Genomic DNA, 15696 nt, shown 5'->3' with positions numbered 1-15696 from the left:
CACCGACAAATTTTGCTCTTTGCTTTGCGGGCTGCACATTCATGTGCCGGACAGCCGCGCTACTTAAGGTCACATAGATGGACATGCAATCCCGAATTCGCCAGCTTTTCCAGGCCAGTATCGACACCAAGCAACAGGCGATGGACGTACTTGCACCGCACATCGAGCAAGCCAGCCAGATCATGGTCAACGCCCTGCTCAACGAAGGCAAAATGCTTTCGTGCGGCAATGGCGGCTCGGCCGGCGATGCCCAGCACTTCTCTTCCGAGCTGCTCAACCGCTTCGAGCGCGAGCGTCCGAGCCTGCCGGCCATTGCCCTGACCACGGACACATCGACGATCACCTCGATCGCCAACGATTACAGCTACAACGAAGTATTCTCCAAACAGATCCGCGCGCTCGGTCAGCCGGGCGATGTCTTGCTGGCGATTTCGACCAGCGGTAACTCGGCGAATATTATTCAAGCGATCCAGGCCGCACATGATCGCGAAATGATTGTCGTAGCTATGACCGGACGCGATGGCGGCGGCATGGCGTCGCTGCTGTTGCCCGAGGACGTCGAGATTCGCGTACCGGCCAATGTCACTGCACGTATTCAAGAAGTCCACTTGCTGGCGATCCATTGCCTTTGCGATCTGATCGACAGCCAACTGTTCGGGAGTGAAGAATGACCCCTAATCGCCTTGGCCTTCTGGCCTTGACCCTGTGCCTCGGCATCAGCGGCTGCACCTCGGTGGTGAACGCCAGCCGTGAAGCGCCGATCGACGACGACCGCGGCACCCGCACCTTCGGCAGCAAGATCGACGACTCGTTGATCGAAACCAAAGTCGGTGTGAACGTGGCGAAGGCCGACCCGGCCCTGGACAACGATTCGCACATCGTCGTCACCAGTTTCAACGGTGTTGTCTTGCTGGCCGGCCAAACGCCTCGCGCAGACTTGAAAGCCAAGGCTGAGCAAGCGGCAGCCGCCGTCCAACGGGTAAAAACCGTTCATAACGAACTGCAGGTCATCCCGCCGTCCGGCTTCCTGGCGCGCCAGAACGACACTTGGCTGACCTCCAAGATCAAGACCCAGATGCTCACCGACGCCAGTATCCCTGGCTCGCGCATCAAGGTCGTGACCGAGAACGGTATCGTCTACCTGCTGGGCCTGTTGACCAAACAGGAAGCCACCCAGGCAACCAATCTGGTGCAAGGCGTTTCCGGCGTACAGAAGATCGTCAAGCTCTTCGAATACATCGACTGACCGCCGAAACCCGCGCACAAAAAAGGCGATCCATCCGGATCGCCTTTTTTATTACTTCACCACTTTCAGGCTTGGCCGGCCGCTAGGGCGCGGTGGCTCACTGTCCGGTGGCGGCAAGTCGTCATCCGACTCGATCTCTTCCTCGTCATCCATCGGCGACTCGAGATCAAACACCATGCCCTGACCATTCTCCCGGGCATAGATACCCAGAATCGCACTGATCGGCACGTACAAGCTGTGCGGGACACCACCGAAGCGACCTTCGAAGGTCACCACGTCGTTATCCATGTGCAGATGACGCACGGCACTCGGCGAGATGTTCAGGACAATCTGCCCGTCACTGGCGAAACCCTGCGGCACTTGTACCGCCGGGTATTCGGAATTGACCAGCATGTGCGGGGTGCAATCGTTATCAACAATCCACTCGTAGAGCGCGCGGACCAGATAAGGTCGACTGGAGTTCATAGCGGCTCCTTAAGCCTTAGCGCATATCGCGTTCGACACCAGACAGACTCGCCTGGAAAGCCTCACGCGCAAACGAGCGCTCCATATAATCAAGCAGCGGCTTGGCTGGCCGCGGCAGTTCAATACCCAGAATCGGCAAACGCCAGAGTATTGGCAATAGGCAGCAATCCACCAGACTTTGTTCCTCACTGAGGAAAAACGGCTTGTCGGCAAACAGCGGCGACACGCCCGTCAGGCTTTCACGCAATTCCTTGCGCGCCACGACACGCGCAGCCTCCTTGGACTTGGGATCCAGAATCAGATCCACCAGACCACACCAGTCGCGCTGAATGCGATGAATCAGCAAACGGCTGTTGGCACGCGCCACCGGGTAAACCGGCATCAATGGCGGGTGCGGGTAACGCTCATCCAGATATTCCATCACCACGGTCGACTCCCACAACGCCAGGTCACGATCGACCAGCGTCGGCAGACTGCCGTAAGGGTTTACCTCAATCAGTTTAGGCGGCTGGCGACCAGCTTCCACATAAATGATCTCGGCGCTGACACCCTTCTCTGCAAGCACAATGCGCACTCGGTGGGAATAGTGGTCGGCGGGGTCGGAGTAACAGGCCAACCGATTGGTCACGCCCATGGCGATCCTCCTCGCTTGTTGAAATTATCGGAACCGGAAAAACGCGCGCGCCCAGAGGGCGCCTCCCGCAACCTCTGGCTGACCAGACGTTGCGTTATCGGAGGCGCCCTTGGGCGCGCGCGATTAACAGCAATGCTTGAAGCGTATCAGTGCACGTCTTTCCAGTATTCACGCTTGAGCAGGTAGGCGAACACAAAGAAGAACGCCAGGTACAGCAAGACATAAGTACCGATGCGCTGATGTTGCAGCTTAACCGGGTTAGCCGAGTAAGCCAGGAAGGTTACCAGATTCTTGACCTTCTCATCGAACTGCTCTTCGTTCAGAGCACCGGATTTCGGCACGATGGTCAGTTGATCGCACGCCTCATGGGTCAGAGGCGTACCGGTCAGCGGATCATATTGCTTCTTGCCGTCCTCGACGATCTGCACCTGCTTGCAACCCACGACCTGACGACCCTGCAGGCCGACCAGCACGTTAGGCATGCCGACGTTCGGGAAGACCTTGTTGTTCACGCCCCATGGACGCGCAGGATCTTCGTAGAACGACTTCAGGTAACCGTACAGCCAGTCGGTGCCACGCACACGAGCGACCAGAGTCAGATCCGGTGGTGCCGCGCCGAACCAAGTCTTGGCGTCTGCCGGCTGCATACCGATGGTCATGTGATCACCGATCTTGGCGCCGGTGAACACCAGCTTCTCCAGCATCAGTTCGTGCGGAACACCGAGATCATCGGCAACCCGCTCGTAGCGCTGGAACTTGGCACTGTGGCAACCCATGCAATAGTTGGCGAAGGTGCGCGCACCGTCCTGCAAGGCAGCTTTGTCGGAGACATCGATGTCGACTTTTTCCAGCTCCGGACCACCGTGTTCAGCGGCGAAAGACAGCACAGGCAACGCAGCAAAAATCAGAGCAAAAAATAACTTTTTCATCAGCCAGTCACCCTTTCCGGAACCGGTTTGGTCTTCTCGAGCCTGGTGTAGAACGGCATCAGAATGAAGTAGGCGAAGTACAGGAAGGTGCAGACCTGCGACAGCAAGGTTCGCTCCGGCGTCGGCGCAAGCACACCAAGAACGCCGAGAATCACGAACGAAATGCAGAACACCAGCAGCCAGATTTTGCTCATCCAGCCTTTATAGCGCATTGACTTGACCGGACTGCGATCGAGCCATGGCAACACGAACAGCACGGCAATCGCCGCCCCCATGGCGATAACGCCCATGAGTTTGTCGGGGATTGCACGCAGGATTGCGTAGAACGGCGTGAAGTACCAAACCGGGGCAATGTGTTCTGGCGTCTTGAACGGGTTGGCTTGCTCGAAATTTGGTTTTTCGAGGAAGTAGCCGCCCATTTCCGGGAAGAAGAACACAATAAAGCAGAAGATAAACAGGAACACCACGACACCGACAATGTCTTTCACGGTGTAGTACGGGTGGAAAGCAATGCCGTCCAGCGGGATGCCGTTTTCATCTTTGTGCTTCTTGATGTCGACGCCGTCAGGGTTGTTCGAACCGACTTCGTGCAACGCCAGAATGTGCAGCACCACCAGACCGAGAATCACGATCGGCAGCGCGACAACGTGCAAGGCGAAGAAGCGGTTGAGGGTGATTCCGGAGATAAGGTAGTCACCACGAATCCACTGCGTCAGGTCGTTGCCGATGACGGGTATCGCACCGAACAGCGAGATGATCACCTGGGCGCCCCAGTACGACATCTGGCCCCATGGCAGCAGGTACCCCATGAACGCCTCGGCCATCAGCGCCAGATAAATCAGCATGCCGAAGACCCAGACCAGCTCACGCGGCTTCTGGTACGAACCGTAGAGCAGACCACGGAACATGTGCAGATAAACCACGATGAAGAACGCCGAAGCGCCGGTCGAGTGCAGCAGACGCAGGATCGAGCCGTACTCGACGTCGCGCATGATGTATTCAACGGAAGCAAAGGCCTCTTCTGCCGACGGCGTGTAGCTCATCGTCAGCCAGACACCCGTGACGATCTGATTCACCAGAACCAGCAGCGCCAGGGAGCCGAAGAAGTAGAAGAAGTTGAAGTTTTTTGGAGCGTAATACTTGCTGAGATGGTCTTCCCACATTTTGGTTGCAGGAAAGCGCGCATCAACCCAATCCATGAACTTGCTCATCACGCTTTCTCCGTATCGACGCCAATGACAATCAGGTCATCGGTCTCATAGGAATGCGGGGGAACTGGCAGGTTCAAAGGCGCAGGTTGCGACTTGTAGACGCGACCAGCCAGATCGTAGTGGGAACCGTGGCAAGGGCAGAAATAGCCACCGACCCAGTCTTTACCGAGATCCGCAGGTGCCACTTCGGGACGGAAGGTTGGTGAGCAACCCAGGTGTGTGCAGATCCCGATCAGCAGCAGAATTTCCGGCTTGATCGAGCGCACTTCAGGGTCGACATAGGTAGGTTGCGCGGAGTTTTTGGAGGTTGGATCGGAGAGCTGGCCCTCGATCTTTTTGAGATTCCCCAGGATTTCCGCAGTACGGCGGACAATGAACACCGGCTGGCCGCGCCACTCAGCAATCATCTGCTGTCCTGGCTCGATTTTGCTGACATTCACTTTCACCGGTGCACCGGCGGCTTTCGCCTTGGCACTGGGAAACCATGACCCCACGAACGGGACCGCAGCCCCCACCGCTCCTGCAGCACCCACCACGGATGTGGCTGCTACCAAGAAGCGACGCCGGCCTGCATTCACGCCGTCATTGCTCATTCAGTCCTCTCCCATCAGCTTTTGTGGCCTGTTAAATCAGGCATCTACTAAATAAATCAATGTTACTTATAAAAATTTTGCCGAATGGTAATGAAAAGCCCCAATTCTGACAAGGGAATTACCCGGAGCTCTTACCCTCAAGCCTTGCAGTATAGGGGGTCTACGGAAGTGGCAAGTTGTCGCAGCGCAATTCTTTGATAAATCACAGGCATAAAAAAACGCCCGCTTCCGTGAGGAGGCGGGCGTTCTTTTTGAACGCGGAAGCGGAATTAACGCTTCGAGTACTGCGGACGCTTACGCGCTTTACGCAGACCAACTTTCTTACGTTCAACTTCACGGGCGTCGCGAGTAACGAAGCCAGCTTTGCGCAGAGCGCCACGCAGGGTTTCGTCGTAGTCCATCAGAGCGCGAGTGATGCCGTGGCGGATTGCGCCAGCTTGACCACTTACACCACCGCCGATCACGGTGACGTAGATGTCGAACTTCTCGACAGTCTCAGTCAGCTCCAGCGGCTGGCGAACTACCATGCGGGCAGTTTCGCGGCCGAAGAAGTTTTCCAGCGAACGGTTGTTGATGGAGATGTTACCAGTACCCGGACGCAGGAAAACGCGTGCGGTTGCGGTCTTGCGACGGCCAGTGCCGTAATTTTGAGTCGCCGACATAATGTACTATTCCGTTAAAACTTCAGTTCTTGGGGCTGCTGAGCAGTATGTGGGTGTGCAGCGCCCGCATAGACTTTCAGCTTACGGTACATGTCGCGACCCAGTGGGTTTTTAGGCAGCATGCCTTTAACCGCGGTCTCGATCACGCGCTCAGGGGCTTTGGCGATCAGCTTTTCAAAGTTGATCGACTTGATGCCGCCCGGGAAACCGGAGTGGGAGTAGTACATTTTGTCAGTGGTTTTAGCACCGGTAACACGAATCTGCTCAGCGTTGATTACGACGATGTAGTCGCCGGTGTCAACGTGAGGAGTGTACTCAGGCTTGTGCTTGCCACGCAGACGGCTCGCGATTTCGGTGGCCAGACGACCCAGGGTCTGACCAGCAGCGTCGACGACAAACCAGTCGCGCTTTACTGTTTCCGGTTTAGCAGTAAAAGTTTTCATTCTTTATAGCCTCAGGGGCCGCCCTGTAAATTAGACGGCGGATCTTACTGAATAGTGCGTACTTTGACAAGTCAAAGGCAGCCGGATACAGACGCTTTCGGGGGCTCGGGTCGGCGCGTCCGTTCAACGGCAAGATTCTTCGGCGGCGGCGCATCACTTCCACTGCAGAAAGAGGTCGGCAATTATGCAGATTGCGAAAAATATTTCAACCTGCTTTTATGATTGTTTTGCCCAAGGAGCACCCGATGGACTATCGCCAGCTAGGCCGTACCGACCTGAACGTGAGTGCAATCTGCCTCGGCACCATGACCTGGGGCGAGCAAAACACTGAAGCTGAAGCCTTCGCCCAGATCGAACGGGCCAAAGAGGCCGGGATCAATTTCATCGACACCGCCGAGATGTACCCGGTGCCGCCAAAAGCCGAAACCTACGCCACCACCGAGCGCTACATCGGCAATTACTTCAAAAGTCGCGGCGATCGCGCGGACTGGATCCTCGCCAGCAAGATTGCCGGCCCCGGCAACACCATCGACTACATCCGCGACAAAAACCTGCGCCACAACCGCCAGCACATCACCGCCGCGGTGGACGCCAGCCTCGAACGCCTGCAGACCGACTACATCGATCTGTATCAACTGCACTGGCCGGAGCGCAGCACCAACTTTTTCGGACAGCTGGGCTACAAACACAAGATCGAAGCCAACCTGACGCCGCTGGAAGACACCCTTGAAGCACTCGACGAACAGGTGAAGGCCGGCAAGATCCGCCACATCGGCCTGTCCAATGAAACGCCGTGGGGCACCATGCGTTTTCTGGCGCTGGCCGAAGCCCGTGGCTGGCCGCGCGCGGTGTCGATCCAGAACCCGTACAACCTGCTCAACCGCAGCTTCGAAGTCGGTCTGGCGGAAATTGCCATCCGCGAACAATGCGGCCTGCTCGCTTATTCGCCGCTGGCGTTTGGTTTCCTGTCAGGTAAATACGAAGGTGGCGCTCGTCCGCCGAAAGGCCGCCTGAGCCTCTACAGCCGCTTCAGCCGCTACTTCAACGCGCAGTCGGAAGCAGCGTGCAGTCGTTATGTGGCGCTGGCCCGTGAGCACGGCCTGGATCCGGCGCAAATGGCACTGGCGTTTGTCACGCAGCAACCATTTGTCACCAGCAACATCATTGGGGCGACGACGCTGGAGCAACTGGACAGCAACATTGCCAGTTTCGATCTGAAGCTTTCCGATGAAGTGCTGGAAGGGATCGAGGCGATTCACAAGGATCATCCGAACCCAGCGCCTTGATTGACCGCTAAAAGCTTCGCGAGCAGGCTCGCTCCCACAGGTACGGTGATCCCCTGTGGGAGCGAGCCTGCTCGCGAAGAGGCCGATCAGATCACCACCAAAGTGGAACGCGGAGCGTCCCCGGCGGCATTCCCACGCAGAGCGTGGGAACGATCATCAAAGCGACCGCGCAATGATCTCCTTCATGATTTCATTGGTGCCGGCATAGATCCGTTGCACCCGCGCATCCGCCCACGCCCGGGCCACCGGGTATTCCCACATGAATCCGTAGCCGCCATGCAACTGCACGCACTCGTCGAGCACCTTGCATTGCAGATCGGTGCCCCAGTATTTCGCCATCGCTGCCGTCGGCACGTCCAGCTTGCCTTGCAGGTGCAACTCCAGACACTTATCGACGAACACCCGGCCGATCTGGATTTCCGTGGCCATCTCCGCCAATTTGAAGCGCGTGTTCTGGAAGTCAGCAATCGCTTTGCCGAACGCCTTGCGATCACGGGTGTAATCCAGCGTCCACTGCAACGCCGCTTCGGCCGAGGCCAGACCACCAATTGCTACAGTCAAACGCTCCTGCGGCAATTCCTGCATCAGATAAGCAAACCCCGCCCCAGCCTGCCCCAACAGGTTTTCCTTCGGTACGCGCACATCCTGGAAGAACAATTCCGAGGTGTCCTGCGCCTTCATGCCGACCTTCTCCAGGCGCTTGCCCTTGTCGAAGCCCGGCGTATTGGCTTCGACCAGAAACAGGCTGGTGCCCTTGGCGCCGGCCTTCGGATCGGTCTTGGCGACTACGATCACCAAGTCAGCCAAGAAGCCGTTGGTGATGAAGGTTTTCGAACCGTTGATCACATATTCATCACCGTCCAGTACAGCCGTGGTCTTCACGCCCTGCAGATCGGAACCGGCGCCCGGCTCGGTCATGGCGATGGCCGTGACCATCTCGCCCGAGACCAGTTTCGGCAGGTATTTATGCTTCAGCGCCTCACTGCCGTAATGCAGGATGTACGGCGCGACAATGTCCGAATGCAGTGAGAAGCCGATCCCGGTCAAACCCAATCGACCGACCTCTTCGATCACCACGGCGCTGTAGAGAAAGTCCGCCCCCAGCCCACCGTACTCTTCCGGCAGGTGCGAGCAGAGCATCCCCGCCTCGCCTGCCTTGTTCCAGAGTTTGCGGTCGATATAGCCTTGTTTCTCCCATTGCGCATGGAACGGCACGGCCTCTTTTTCGAGGAAGGTTCGTACGCTGTCGCGAAACAATTCGTGCTCGGGGCTGAACAAGGTTCTGGGGATCATGCGGCACCTTTCTTTCTTGTTGGAGGGAGATGACCTTCAGAGACTAAGCCTCCCCTCTGACACAGGACACTGGACACATCCGACAAAAAATAAGACGATCCAGCCGTCTGGTGACCACTTTCCCTTATAAAAACAAAACAAAAGTTGAATTATGTCCAAGCAAGTCTCCACGCCCTTGCGGCGCGTCAGCATCCTGGCAATCGACCGGGTTTTCGCCTCCACTCTCATGCAAGCCAAGGATTTCTTCCATCTGGCCAGCCTGCGTTATGGCAAACAATTGGGCCACGGCCTGACGCCGGCGTTTGAAACACGCCTGGTCAGCCCCGACGGCAAACCAGTGAACAGCTTCAGTGACGTCGTGATGCCGGTCGACGGCGGTCTGGAAAATGCCGATGTCATTATCCTCCCGGCGTTCTGGGACGATTTCGATACGCTGTGCAGCCGTTATCCACAAGTCCTGCCGTGGCTGCGCGAACAGCACTCGCGCGGCGCCGTGCTGTGCGGCGAAGCCACCGGGGTGTTCTGGCTGGCCGAGGCCGGCTTGCTCAACGGCAAAGAAGCGACCACCTACTGGCGCTTCTTCAATGCCTTCGCCGAGCGTTTTCCCAAGGTCTATCTCAATCAGGACAAGCACCTGACCGATGCCGACAATTTGTATTGCGCTGGCGGCACCACCTCAGCCTGTGACCTTTACATCTACTTGATCGAGCGTTTCTGTGGCGCCAACGTCGCGCAAGCCGTAGCCCGCGACATTCTCTACGAAGTGCAGCGCAGCTATGCGCCGGGACGCATCGGTTTCGGCGGGCAGAAGCTGCACCAGGACGTGATCATCCTGCAGATCCAGCATTGGCTCGAAGAGCATTTCGCCGACAAGTTCCGCTTCGAAGACGTGGCCCGCGAGCATGGCATGAGCATCCGCAACTTCATGCGGCGCTTCCAGACCGCCACCGGCGACAAGCCGCTGCATTACTTGCAACGGCTGCGCATCGAGACGGCGAAAGGCTTGCTGTCCGGCAGTCGCAAGAGCATCAAGACCATCAGTTATGAGGTCGGTTACGACGATGCGAGCTTCTTTGCGCGGCTGTTCCGGCAGCACACTGAATTGTCGCCGAACCAGTATCGGCAGCAGTTTCAGCAGGCTGCCTAACCTCTGCCCATACACAAACCCATGTAGGAGTGAGCCTGCTCGCGATTGCGTCCGTCCATGCAGCCTTTATGTGACTGATCCACCGCTATCGCGAGCAGGCTCACTCCTACAGAGTATTGCGGTGAATTCGGGATATAAAAAAAGGCCTGCAATTGCAGGCCCTTTTTTGTTTCGCGATTCTGCTTAAGGCTTGTGCGCCCGCGACAGGAATTCGTGCGATTGCATCTCCAGCAGACGGCTCAGCGTGCGCTGGAATTCGAAGTTCAGACGCCCGCCGGTGTACAGATCCTTCAGTTCGACTTCCGCCGAAATGATCAGTTTGACGTTACGGTCGTAGAACTCGTCGACCATGTTGATGAAGCGGCGAGCGATGTCGTCAGTGGTGACGCTCATCTGCTCGACACCGCTGAGCAACACGGCGTGGAAGATCTTGCCCAGTTCAATGTAGTCGTTCTGGCTACGCGGACCGTCGCACAATTCACGGAAGTCGAACCAGGCCACGTCGTCGCAAGTACGCAGAGCACGGATTTCGCGATTTTCGATCATCAGCACGTCGTTTTCGACCGCCGCCGTGCATTCCGGCGTCAGCGCCTTGAAGCTCTTGCGCAGGCTTTCGTGAGCGGCTTCGTCGAGCGGATAGTGGAACAGCTCCGCTTGTTCGAGGTGACGCAGACGGTAGTCGACGCCGCTGTCGACGTTGACGATTTCGGTGTTCTGCTTGATCAGCGCGATGGCCGGCAGGAAGCGCGCGCGTTGCAGACCGTCCTTGTACAGACCGTCCGGCACGATGTTCGAGGTCGCGACCAGGGTCACGCCGTTCTTGAACAGCTCTTCCATCAGCGTGCCGAGGATCATCGCGTCGGTGATGTCGGAAACGAAGAATTCATCGAAGCAGATCACCCGCGACTCGTCGGAAAAACGCTTGGCGATGATGGTCAGCGGATTTTTCTCGCCGCCGAGGGTTTTCATCTCTTCGTGCACACGCTTCATGAAGCGGTGGAAGTGAGTGCGGGTCTTTTCCTTGAACGGCAGCGCTTCGAAGAAGGTGTCGACCAGGTAAGTTTTGCCGCGACCCACGCCGCCCCAGAAATACAGGCCCTTGACCGGCGTCTGATCCTTCTTGCCGAACAGCTTGCTCAGCAGACCCGGCTTGTTTTGATCGGCGGCGATCAGATCGTCGTACAGACGCTGCAAATGACGCACAGCAGTTTCCTGCGCGGCGTCATGGAAGAAGTCCGGGCGTTTCAGATCAGCTTGGTATCGTTCTAGGGGCGTCATAATTCGTTAGCAAGGCAACAAAAACGGGCCGTCACTGTAGCGACGGCCCGTGGGAATGGCAATCGGCCCTTGGTCGGACCGTGCCGCCGATTAGTCCTGAACCGGGGTCAGCGCGATGCGCAAAGCCTCGATGGCCGCGTCCCGCGCAGCAGCGTCAGCGAACGCCGGGCTGTCGCCAACGCACTCGTCTTGCAGCCAGACGCTGAAGCTCAGGTCTTCGTTGCGTACGTCCAGAGCCTGGCCGGATTGCAGCTGTTTGGTCACTTGCCCGGCGGTTTTGCCGTCGGCGAAGTTGCGCGACAGCAGCAGTTGCTCGCCGTCGGCCGCCAGCAGACGGAAACGGAAGCTGCCGTCTTCTTCGCGGAAGCTGACGAAACGTGCGGCTTTTGCGGCTTTCTTCTTGGTCGTCGCAGCGACCTGCACCTGATTAACGAAGGAACGCAGACCGACGGCTTCGCGCAGTTCGTTGAGGAACGGCGTTGCCACGGCACGAGCTTTCTTGGCACCGATCTGCAGGATGTCTTCCAGGTCCGCCGGACGCTCGATCAACTGGTGATACTTGTCGCGCGCTTCGCCGAGATCATTGTCGAGCAGCTGGAACAGACGGTTCTTCGCCTCGCCCCAACCCAGACCGCCGAGCAGTTCACTGCGGAATTCGTCAGCCTGCGCCGGCGTGGCAAAGGCCTGGAACAAGGTGAACAAGTGCGAGTTGTCCGGATCCTTGGCTTCGCCGGGCGCTTTGGAGTCAGTGACGATCCGCGAAATCGCGTCCTTCATCTCTTTGGCGCTGGAGAACAACGGGATGGTGTTGTCGTAGCTCTTCGACATCTTGCGACCGTCGAGGCCTGGCAACGTCGCCACGCTTTCCTCGATCAGTGCTTCAGGCATAGTGAAAAATTCTTTGCCCTGACCGAACAAGTGGTTGAAGCGCTGGCCGATATCACGGGCCATTTCCACGTGCTGAATCTGGTCACGACCGACCGGCACTTTGTGCGCGTTGAACATCAGGATGTCCGCCGCCATCAGCACCGGGTAGCTGTAGAGGCCCATGGTGATGCCGGCATCCGGGTCTTCACCGGTTTCAACGTTTTTGTCCACCGACGCCTTGTAAGCGTGCGCACGGTTGAGCAGGCCCTTGGCCGCGACGCAGGTCAGCAGCCAGGTCAGCTCAGGGATTTCCGGGATGTCGGACTGGCGGTAGAAGGTCACGCGGTCGACATCGAGGCCACCGGCCAGCCAGGTCGCGGCGATTTCCAGACGCGAGCGCTGGATGCGCAGCGGGTCATCGCATTTGATCAGGGCGTGGTAGTCGGCCAGAAAGTAGAACGAGTCGGCATTGCTGTCGCGGCTGGCGAGGATTGCCGGGCGGATGGCGCCGGCATAGTTGCCCAGGTGCGGCGTGCCGGTGGTGGTGATGCCGGTGAGGATGCGGGTACGGTTCGTCATGGGTAATCGCTTGTCAGACTGCAATCAATTCGAGAGACGCGGCAGGATCAGATCCTTGAGATCGGTCAGCTTGCCATGAAAAAAGTGTCCGCATTCTGCCACTTTCAGCAGCTCATGGGGGCGCTGGAGTTGCTCGGACCAGTCGTAAACCAGCTGCGGATCGATGACCTCGTCGGTTTCCGGCTGGATCACGGTGAGTTCGCCCTGCTGCGGCAGTTGATCCTGCTCGCCCAGACGCATCACCGCTGGCGCGACCATGAACAGATGTTTTAGCTGCACGCCCTGCGCTTCGAGACGACCGCCGAGACTTGCTGCAACAAATCCACCGAAGGAAAAACCGAACAGGGTCAGCGGCAGATCCGGGTGTTTCTCGCGCAGCCACTTGGCGGCCGCCTGGGCGTCGTCGACTTCACCGGTGCCCATGTCGTGCGAGCCTTCGCTGGCGCCGACGCCGCGATAGTTGAAGCGCAAGGTGATCAGGCCCGCATCGCGCGCAGTGCGCTGCAGGGTCGAGACGACCTTGTTGAGCATGGTGCCGCCCTGCACCGGGTTCGGATGACAGATCAGCGCGATGCCGATTGGCTGCTCGTTATCCAGGTACAGAGACTCAAGTTGACCCACCGGGCCGTCAATCACTACAGGGGTTTCACGCATCAGCAAGGAAGGAACTCCGTGACCTCGAATCGGGTCGACTCGTCTAGCAAATTGTCTGTGCCAATCTATTGCGAGTGAATCGCGGTATACAGCGCAGGTTCGAGCCGTTAACGTAAAGCAAAGCCGTTTATAGAGGAAGGACTCGTGGAACACTCGCTCTTAGTTTGGTTGTTACCGACTCTTGCCCTGGTTGTGGGTGTCGCCATTGGATTCCTGATCGCGCGCGTTGCGCCGAACGCCGCGCCGAGCCGTACGCAGCGTCAACTGGATGATATCCAGGAGCGTTTCGACAGTTATCAAAACGAGGTGGTCACCCACTTCAACAGCACCGCGATGCTGGTCAAGAAGCTCACCCAGAGCTATCAGGAAGTGCAGGATCATCTCGCCGAGGGTGCCAATCGTCTGGCCCTGGACGAGCAGACCCGCCAGCGCCTGATCGCTGCCCTGCACGCTGACGCGGCAGTCGCGCCACGTGAACGCCTGACGCCACCGCGCGATCAGGAGCCGCCGCGCGACTACGCACCGAAGACCCCGAACTCGCCGGGCATGCTCGATGAGCATTACGGGTTGAAGAAGTAATCAGTCTTCGCTGACAAACAAAAAGCCCCCGGACATTGATGTGTCCGGGGGCTTTTTTGTGTCTGTAATCTTCGGTGTTTGTAGCGGCCCCTTCGCGAGCAGGCTCGCTCCCACAGGGTTAGGTGTGGAACACAAATTTTGCGTACACCTTCAATACCTGTGGGAGCGAGCTTGCTCGCGAAGGGGCCGGCACTGACCACACAAAAAAATGCCCGATCAGCGGATCGGGCATTTTTTCATGCGGGCAAGCGCTTACGGATACTGCTGAACCGTACCCGGCTGCGGTTGCTGCTGACCACCATACTGCTGACCCGGAATCGCCTTCAGGTTGACTTCAACGCGACGGTTCTGCGCCCGGCCATTCACGTCACCGTTGCTGGCAATCGGGTTATCCGGACCGGCGCCACGGGCCGACAGGTTGGCACCGCTGACACCTTGCGAAGTCAGGTAGGTTGCCACGCTCTGCGCACGACGCTGGGACAGGTCCATGTTGTGCTGGCGGGCGCCGGTGCTGTCGGTATAGCCAACGATTTCGATCTGGTTCTGGCTAAACTCTTTCAACGAGCCCGCGAGATTGTTCAACGGCTGATAGAAGCTGGAGGCGATGTTCGCCGAATCGGTAGCGAAGGTGATATTGCCCGGCATGATCAGCTTGATCTGATCGCCCTGGCGCTGCACTTCAACGCCAGTGTTGGCCATGCTCGCGCGCAGTTTCTTTTCTTGCTGGTCGGCGTAATAACCGTAACCGGCAGCGGAAGCACCAACCACAGCGGCGCCGATCAATGCGCCTTTGCCGCGGTTGTCGTGACCGATGGCGGCACCGGCCAGTGCGCCGGCGAGTGCACCGAGGCCACCGTATTTGGCGGTTTTGCTCATGCCTTGCGAGCCACCGTCGGCCTGGCCCTGATTGTCATACGGGTTAGGCGAGGCGCAGCCGGACAGCAAGGCCACGGCAGTAGCGACAATAATCAAACGACGCGTGGTGAACATGGAGAGCTCCTGGTTTTTCGCATTCTGTGGTGCAGCGGCCACTGGGTTAAATGGACCTGCGCGGGCGTTTGATCGTGACAATGCACAAAAATTCCGCCGGGCACTCGTGACAAAATATTTAGGCGCGCACAAACGGGTTTTCGCGCATTTCGTCACCCAGACGCGTATCCGGCCCATGTCCGGTTACTACGGTCGCGTCCTCGTCCAAGGTGTATAGCCGCTGCTTGATCGAACGCACGATGGTCGCCTGATCGCCGCCCCATAAGTCCGTGCGCCCTACTCCGCGACGAAACAGCGTGTCGCCGGCAATCAACAGCTTAGCCTCGGAAAACCAAAAGCTCATGGAACCGGGTGTATGTCCCGGCGTATGCAGCGCGACGCCGCAACCGCAGGCCAGCTCTTCATCGTCGCTGAGCCAACGATCCGGCGACGGCACCGGGGTGTACGGGACACCGAACATCTGACACTGCATTTCGAGGTTGTCCCAGAGAAACTGGTCTTCCTTGTGCAAATGCAGGGTCGCACCGGTTTTTTCCTTCATCTGCCCCGAAGCGAGGAAGTGATCGAGATGCGCGTGGGTGTGGATGATGCTGACGACTTTCAGACCATGCGCATCGAGCCGCGCCATGATCAGGTCAGGATTGCCACCCGGGTCGACGACGATGGCTTTTTTGGTGATCGGGTCGCCGATGATGGTGCAATTGCACTGGAGCGGGCCGACGGGAAAGGTTTCGCGAATGAGCGCTGTGTTCGGGGTTTGCATGGTTTTGATCCTGATGCCAAGGCGTGCCGCTGCGGTTGTGATGCGCAAAATTGATGGGGTATCCTCGCGCCGTGCCA

General features: G+C 58.0%; 18 protein-coding genes. 5 read left to right on the top strand and 13 right to left on the bottom strand.

The annotated features are described in order from the left end of the window. The first annotated feature begins 77 nt into the window (after positions 1-77). The gene (locus ACWR1S_RS20045; protein WP_007917022.1) at positions 78-671 is read left to right on the top strand and encodes a phosphoheptose isomerase; all 594 of its coding nucleotides are present in this window, start codon (positions 78-80) and stop codon (positions 669-671) included. After that, positions 668-1246 carry a BON domain-containing protein gene (locus ACWR1S_RS20040; protein WP_007917023.1) on the top strand — a complete coding sequence of 193 codons (579 nt, stop codon included), beginning with the start codon at positions 668-670 and terminating at the stop codon, positions 1244-1246. Before ACWR1S_RS20045 ends, ACWR1S_RS20040 begins: the two co-directional genes overlap by 4 nt. A 51-nt stretch (positions 1247-1297) precedes the next feature. On the opposite strand, the gene ACWR1S_RS20035 is transcribed toward ACWR1S_RS20040, so the two are convergent. The 7 genes from ACWR1S_RS20035 to rplM form a co-directional block, all read right to left on the bottom strand. Beyond that, positions 1298-1711, bottom strand: coding sequence for a ClpXP protease specificity-enhancing factor (locus ACWR1S_RS20035; RefSeq protein ID WP_007917024.1), 414 nt, complete (start codon positions 1709-1711; stop codon positions 1298-1300). A gap of 16 nt (positions 1712-1727) precedes the next feature. Then, positions 1728-2345, bottom strand: a complete 618-nt coding sequence (locus tag ACWR1S_RS20030) for a glutathione S-transferase N-terminal domain-containing protein (RefSeq protein WP_007917025.1) — start codon at positions 2343-2345, stop codon at positions 1728-1730. 146 nt (positions 2346-2491) lie between these two features. Continuing rightward, positions 2492-3274: a cytochrome c1 gene (locus tag ACWR1S_RS20025; protein WP_008080280.1), complete on the bottom strand. Its 783-nt coding sequence runs from the start codon at positions 3272-3274 to the stop codon at positions 2492-2494. Beyond that, the gene (locus ACWR1S_RS20020; RefSeq protein ID WP_186624761.1) at positions 3274-4485 is read right to left on the bottom strand and encodes a cytochrome b; all 1212 of its coding nucleotides are present in this window, start codon (positions 4483-4485) and stop codon (positions 3274-3276) included. The genes ACWR1S_RS20025 and ACWR1S_RS20020 overlap by 1 nt, the downstream gene beginning before the upstream one ends. Then, complete coding sequence (petA, locus tag ACWR1S_RS20015) at positions 4485-5078, bottom strand: ubiquinol-cytochrome c reductase iron-sulfur subunit (RefSeq protein WP_454564700.1); 594 nt, start codon at positions 5076-5078, stop codon at positions 4485-4487. Before petA ends, ACWR1S_RS20020 begins: the two co-directional genes overlap by 1 nt. A 269-nt stretch (positions 5079-5347) precedes the next feature. Then, a complete protein-coding gene (rpsI, locus tag ACWR1S_RS20010; RefSeq protein WP_008080273.1) occupies positions 5348-5740 on the bottom strand; it encodes a 30S ribosomal protein S9 in 393 nt (130 codons plus the stop codon). A 14-nt stretch (positions 5741-5754) separates the two neighbouring features. After that, positions 5755-6183, bottom strand: a complete 429-nt coding sequence (gene rplM / locus ACWR1S_RS20005; RefSeq protein WP_007917032.1) for a 50S ribosomal protein L13 — start codon at positions 6181-6183, stop codon at positions 5755-5757. Between the two features lie 245 nt (positions 6184-6428). Between rplM and ACWR1S_RS20000 the strand changes: the two genes are divergently transcribed. After that, positions 6429-7469, top strand: coding sequence for an NADP(H)-dependent aldo-keto reductase (locus tag ACWR1S_RS20000; protein ID WP_008080271.1), 1041 nt, complete (start codon positions 6429-6431; stop codon positions 7467-7469). Positions 7470-7625: 156 nt separating this feature from the next. Here ACWR1S_RS20000 and ACWR1S_RS19995 read toward each other — a convergent pair whose 3' ends face one another. Continuing rightward, a complete protein-coding gene (locus ACWR1S_RS19995; protein ID WP_095112414.1) occupies positions 7626-8762 on the bottom strand; it encodes an acyl-CoA dehydrogenase family protein in 1137 nt (378 codons plus the stop codon). Between the two features lie 250 nt (positions 8763-9012). On the opposite strand from ACWR1S_RS19995, the gene ACWR1S_RS19990 reads away from it, so the two are divergent. Continuing rightward, a complete protein-coding gene (locus ACWR1S_RS19990; RefSeq protein WP_171057287.1) occupies positions 9013-9909 on the top strand; it encodes a GlxA family transcriptional regulator in 897 nt (298 codons plus the stop codon). Positions 9910-10092: 183 nt separating this feature from the next. On the opposite strand, the gene zapE is transcribed toward ACWR1S_RS19990, so the two are convergent. The 3 genes from zapE to ACWR1S_RS19975 form a co-directional block, all read right to left on the bottom strand. Further along, positions 10093-11187: a cell division protein ZapE gene (gene zapE, locus ACWR1S_RS19985; protein WP_016985150.1), complete on the bottom strand. Its 1095-nt coding sequence runs from the start codon at positions 11185-11187 to the stop codon at positions 10093-10095. Positions 11188-11277: 90 nt separating this feature from the next. Continuing rightward, positions 11278-12633 carry a tryptophan--tRNA ligase gene (locus tag ACWR1S_RS19980; protein WP_454564699.1) on the bottom strand — a complete coding sequence of 452 codons (1356 nt, stop codon included), beginning with the start codon at positions 12631-12633 and terminating at the stop codon, positions 11278-11280. 24 nt (positions 12634-12657) lie between these two features. After that, positions 12658-13287, bottom strand: coding sequence for an alpha/beta hydrolase (locus tag ACWR1S_RS19975; protein WP_454564715.1), 630 nt, complete (start codon positions 13285-13287; stop codon positions 12658-12660). 144 nt (positions 13288-13431) lie between these two features. Here ACWR1S_RS19975 and ACWR1S_RS19970 point away from each other — a divergent pair, with 144 nt between their 5' ends. Beyond that, the gene (locus ACWR1S_RS19970) at positions 13432-13866 is read left to right on the top strand and encodes a YhcB family protein (protein ID WP_007917055.1); all 435 of its coding nucleotides are present in this window, start codon (positions 13432-13434) and stop codon (positions 13864-13866) included. A 252-nt stretch (positions 13867-14118) separates the two neighbouring features. Here the strand turns inward: ACWR1S_RS19970 and ACWR1S_RS19965 are convergent, their stop codons facing one another. Both ACWR1S_RS19965 and ACWR1S_RS19960 read right to left on the bottom strand, forming a co-directional pair. After that, positions 14119-14856: an OmpA family protein gene (locus tag ACWR1S_RS19965; protein ID WP_454564698.1), complete on the bottom strand. Its 738-nt coding sequence runs from the start codon at positions 14854-14856 to the stop codon at positions 14119-14121. A gap of 118 nt (positions 14857-14974) precedes the next feature. Next, positions 14975-15619, bottom strand: coding sequence for an MBL fold metallo-hydrolase (locus ACWR1S_RS19960; RefSeq protein ID WP_220556975.1), 645 nt, complete (start codon positions 15617-15619; stop codon positions 14975-14977). Between the last annotated feature and the right edge of the window lie 77 nt (positions 15620-15696).

The organism is Pseudomonas sp. AIG (genome assembly GCF_977020205.1).
The sequence above is the reverse complement of the archived record's forward strand: the minus strand, read 5'-3'. Positions and strand labels throughout refer to the sequence as shown.

Coding starts and splice junctions, on each gene's coding strand:
- ACWR1S_RS20045 (WP_007917022.1), top strand. CDS start 78: ATGGACATGCAATCCCGAATTCGCCAGCTTTTCCAGGCCAGTATCGAC.
- ACWR1S_RS20040 (WP_007917023.1), top strand. CDS start 668: ATGACCCCTAATCGCCTTGGCCTTCTGGCCTTGACCCTGTGCCTCGGC.
- ACWR1S_RS20035 (WP_007917024.1), bottom strand. CDS start 1,711: ATGAACTCCAGTCGACCTTATCTGGTCCGCGCGCTCTACGAGTGGATT.
- ACWR1S_RS20030 (WP_007917025.1), bottom strand. CDS start 2,345: ATGGGCGTGACCAATCGGTTGGCCTGTTACTCCGACCCCGCCGACCAC.
- ACWR1S_RS20025 (WP_008080280.1), bottom strand. CDS start 3,274: ATGAAAAAGTTATTTTTTGCTCTGATTTTTGCTGCGTTGCCTGTGCTG.
- ACWR1S_RS20020 (WP_186624761.1), bottom strand. CDS start 4,485: ATGAGCAAGTTCATGGATTGGGTTGATGCGCGCTTTCCTGCAACCAAA.
- petA (WP_454564700.1), bottom strand. CDS start 5,078: ATGAGCAATGACGGCGTGAATGCAGGCCGGCGTCGCTTCTTGGTAGCA.
- rpsI (WP_008080273.1), bottom strand. CDS start 5,740: ATGTCGGCGACTCAAAATTACGGCACTGGCCGTCGCAAGACCGCAACC.
- rplM (WP_007917032.1), bottom strand. CDS start 6,183: ATGAAAACTTTTACTGCTAAACCGGAAACAGTAAAGCGCGACTGGTTT.
- ACWR1S_RS20000 (WP_008080271.1), top strand. CDS start 6,429: ATGGACTATCGCCAGCTAGGCCGTACCGACCTGAACGTGAGTGCAATC.
- ACWR1S_RS19995 (WP_095112414.1), bottom strand. CDS start 8,762: ATGATCCCCAGAACCTTGTTCAGCCCCGAGCACGAATTGTTTCGCGAC.
- zapE (WP_016985150.1), bottom strand. CDS start 11,187: ATGACGCCCCTAGAACGATACCAAGCTGATCTGAAACGCCCGGACTTC.
- ACWR1S_RS19980 (WP_454564699.1), bottom strand. CDS start 12,633: ATGACGAACCGTACCCGCATCCTCACCGGCATCACCACCACCGGCACG.
- ACWR1S_RS19975 (WP_454564715.1), bottom strand. CDS start 13,287: ATGCGTGAAACCCCTGTAGTGATTGACGGCCCGGTGGGTCAACTTGAG.
- ACWR1S_RS19965 (WP_454564698.1), bottom strand. CDS start 14,856: ATGTTCACCACGCGTCGTTTGATTATTGTCGCTACTGCCGTGGCCTTG.
- ACWR1S_RS19960 (WP_220556975.1), bottom strand. CDS start 15,619: ATGCAAACCCCGAACACAGCGCTCATTCGCGAAACCTTTCCCGTCGGC.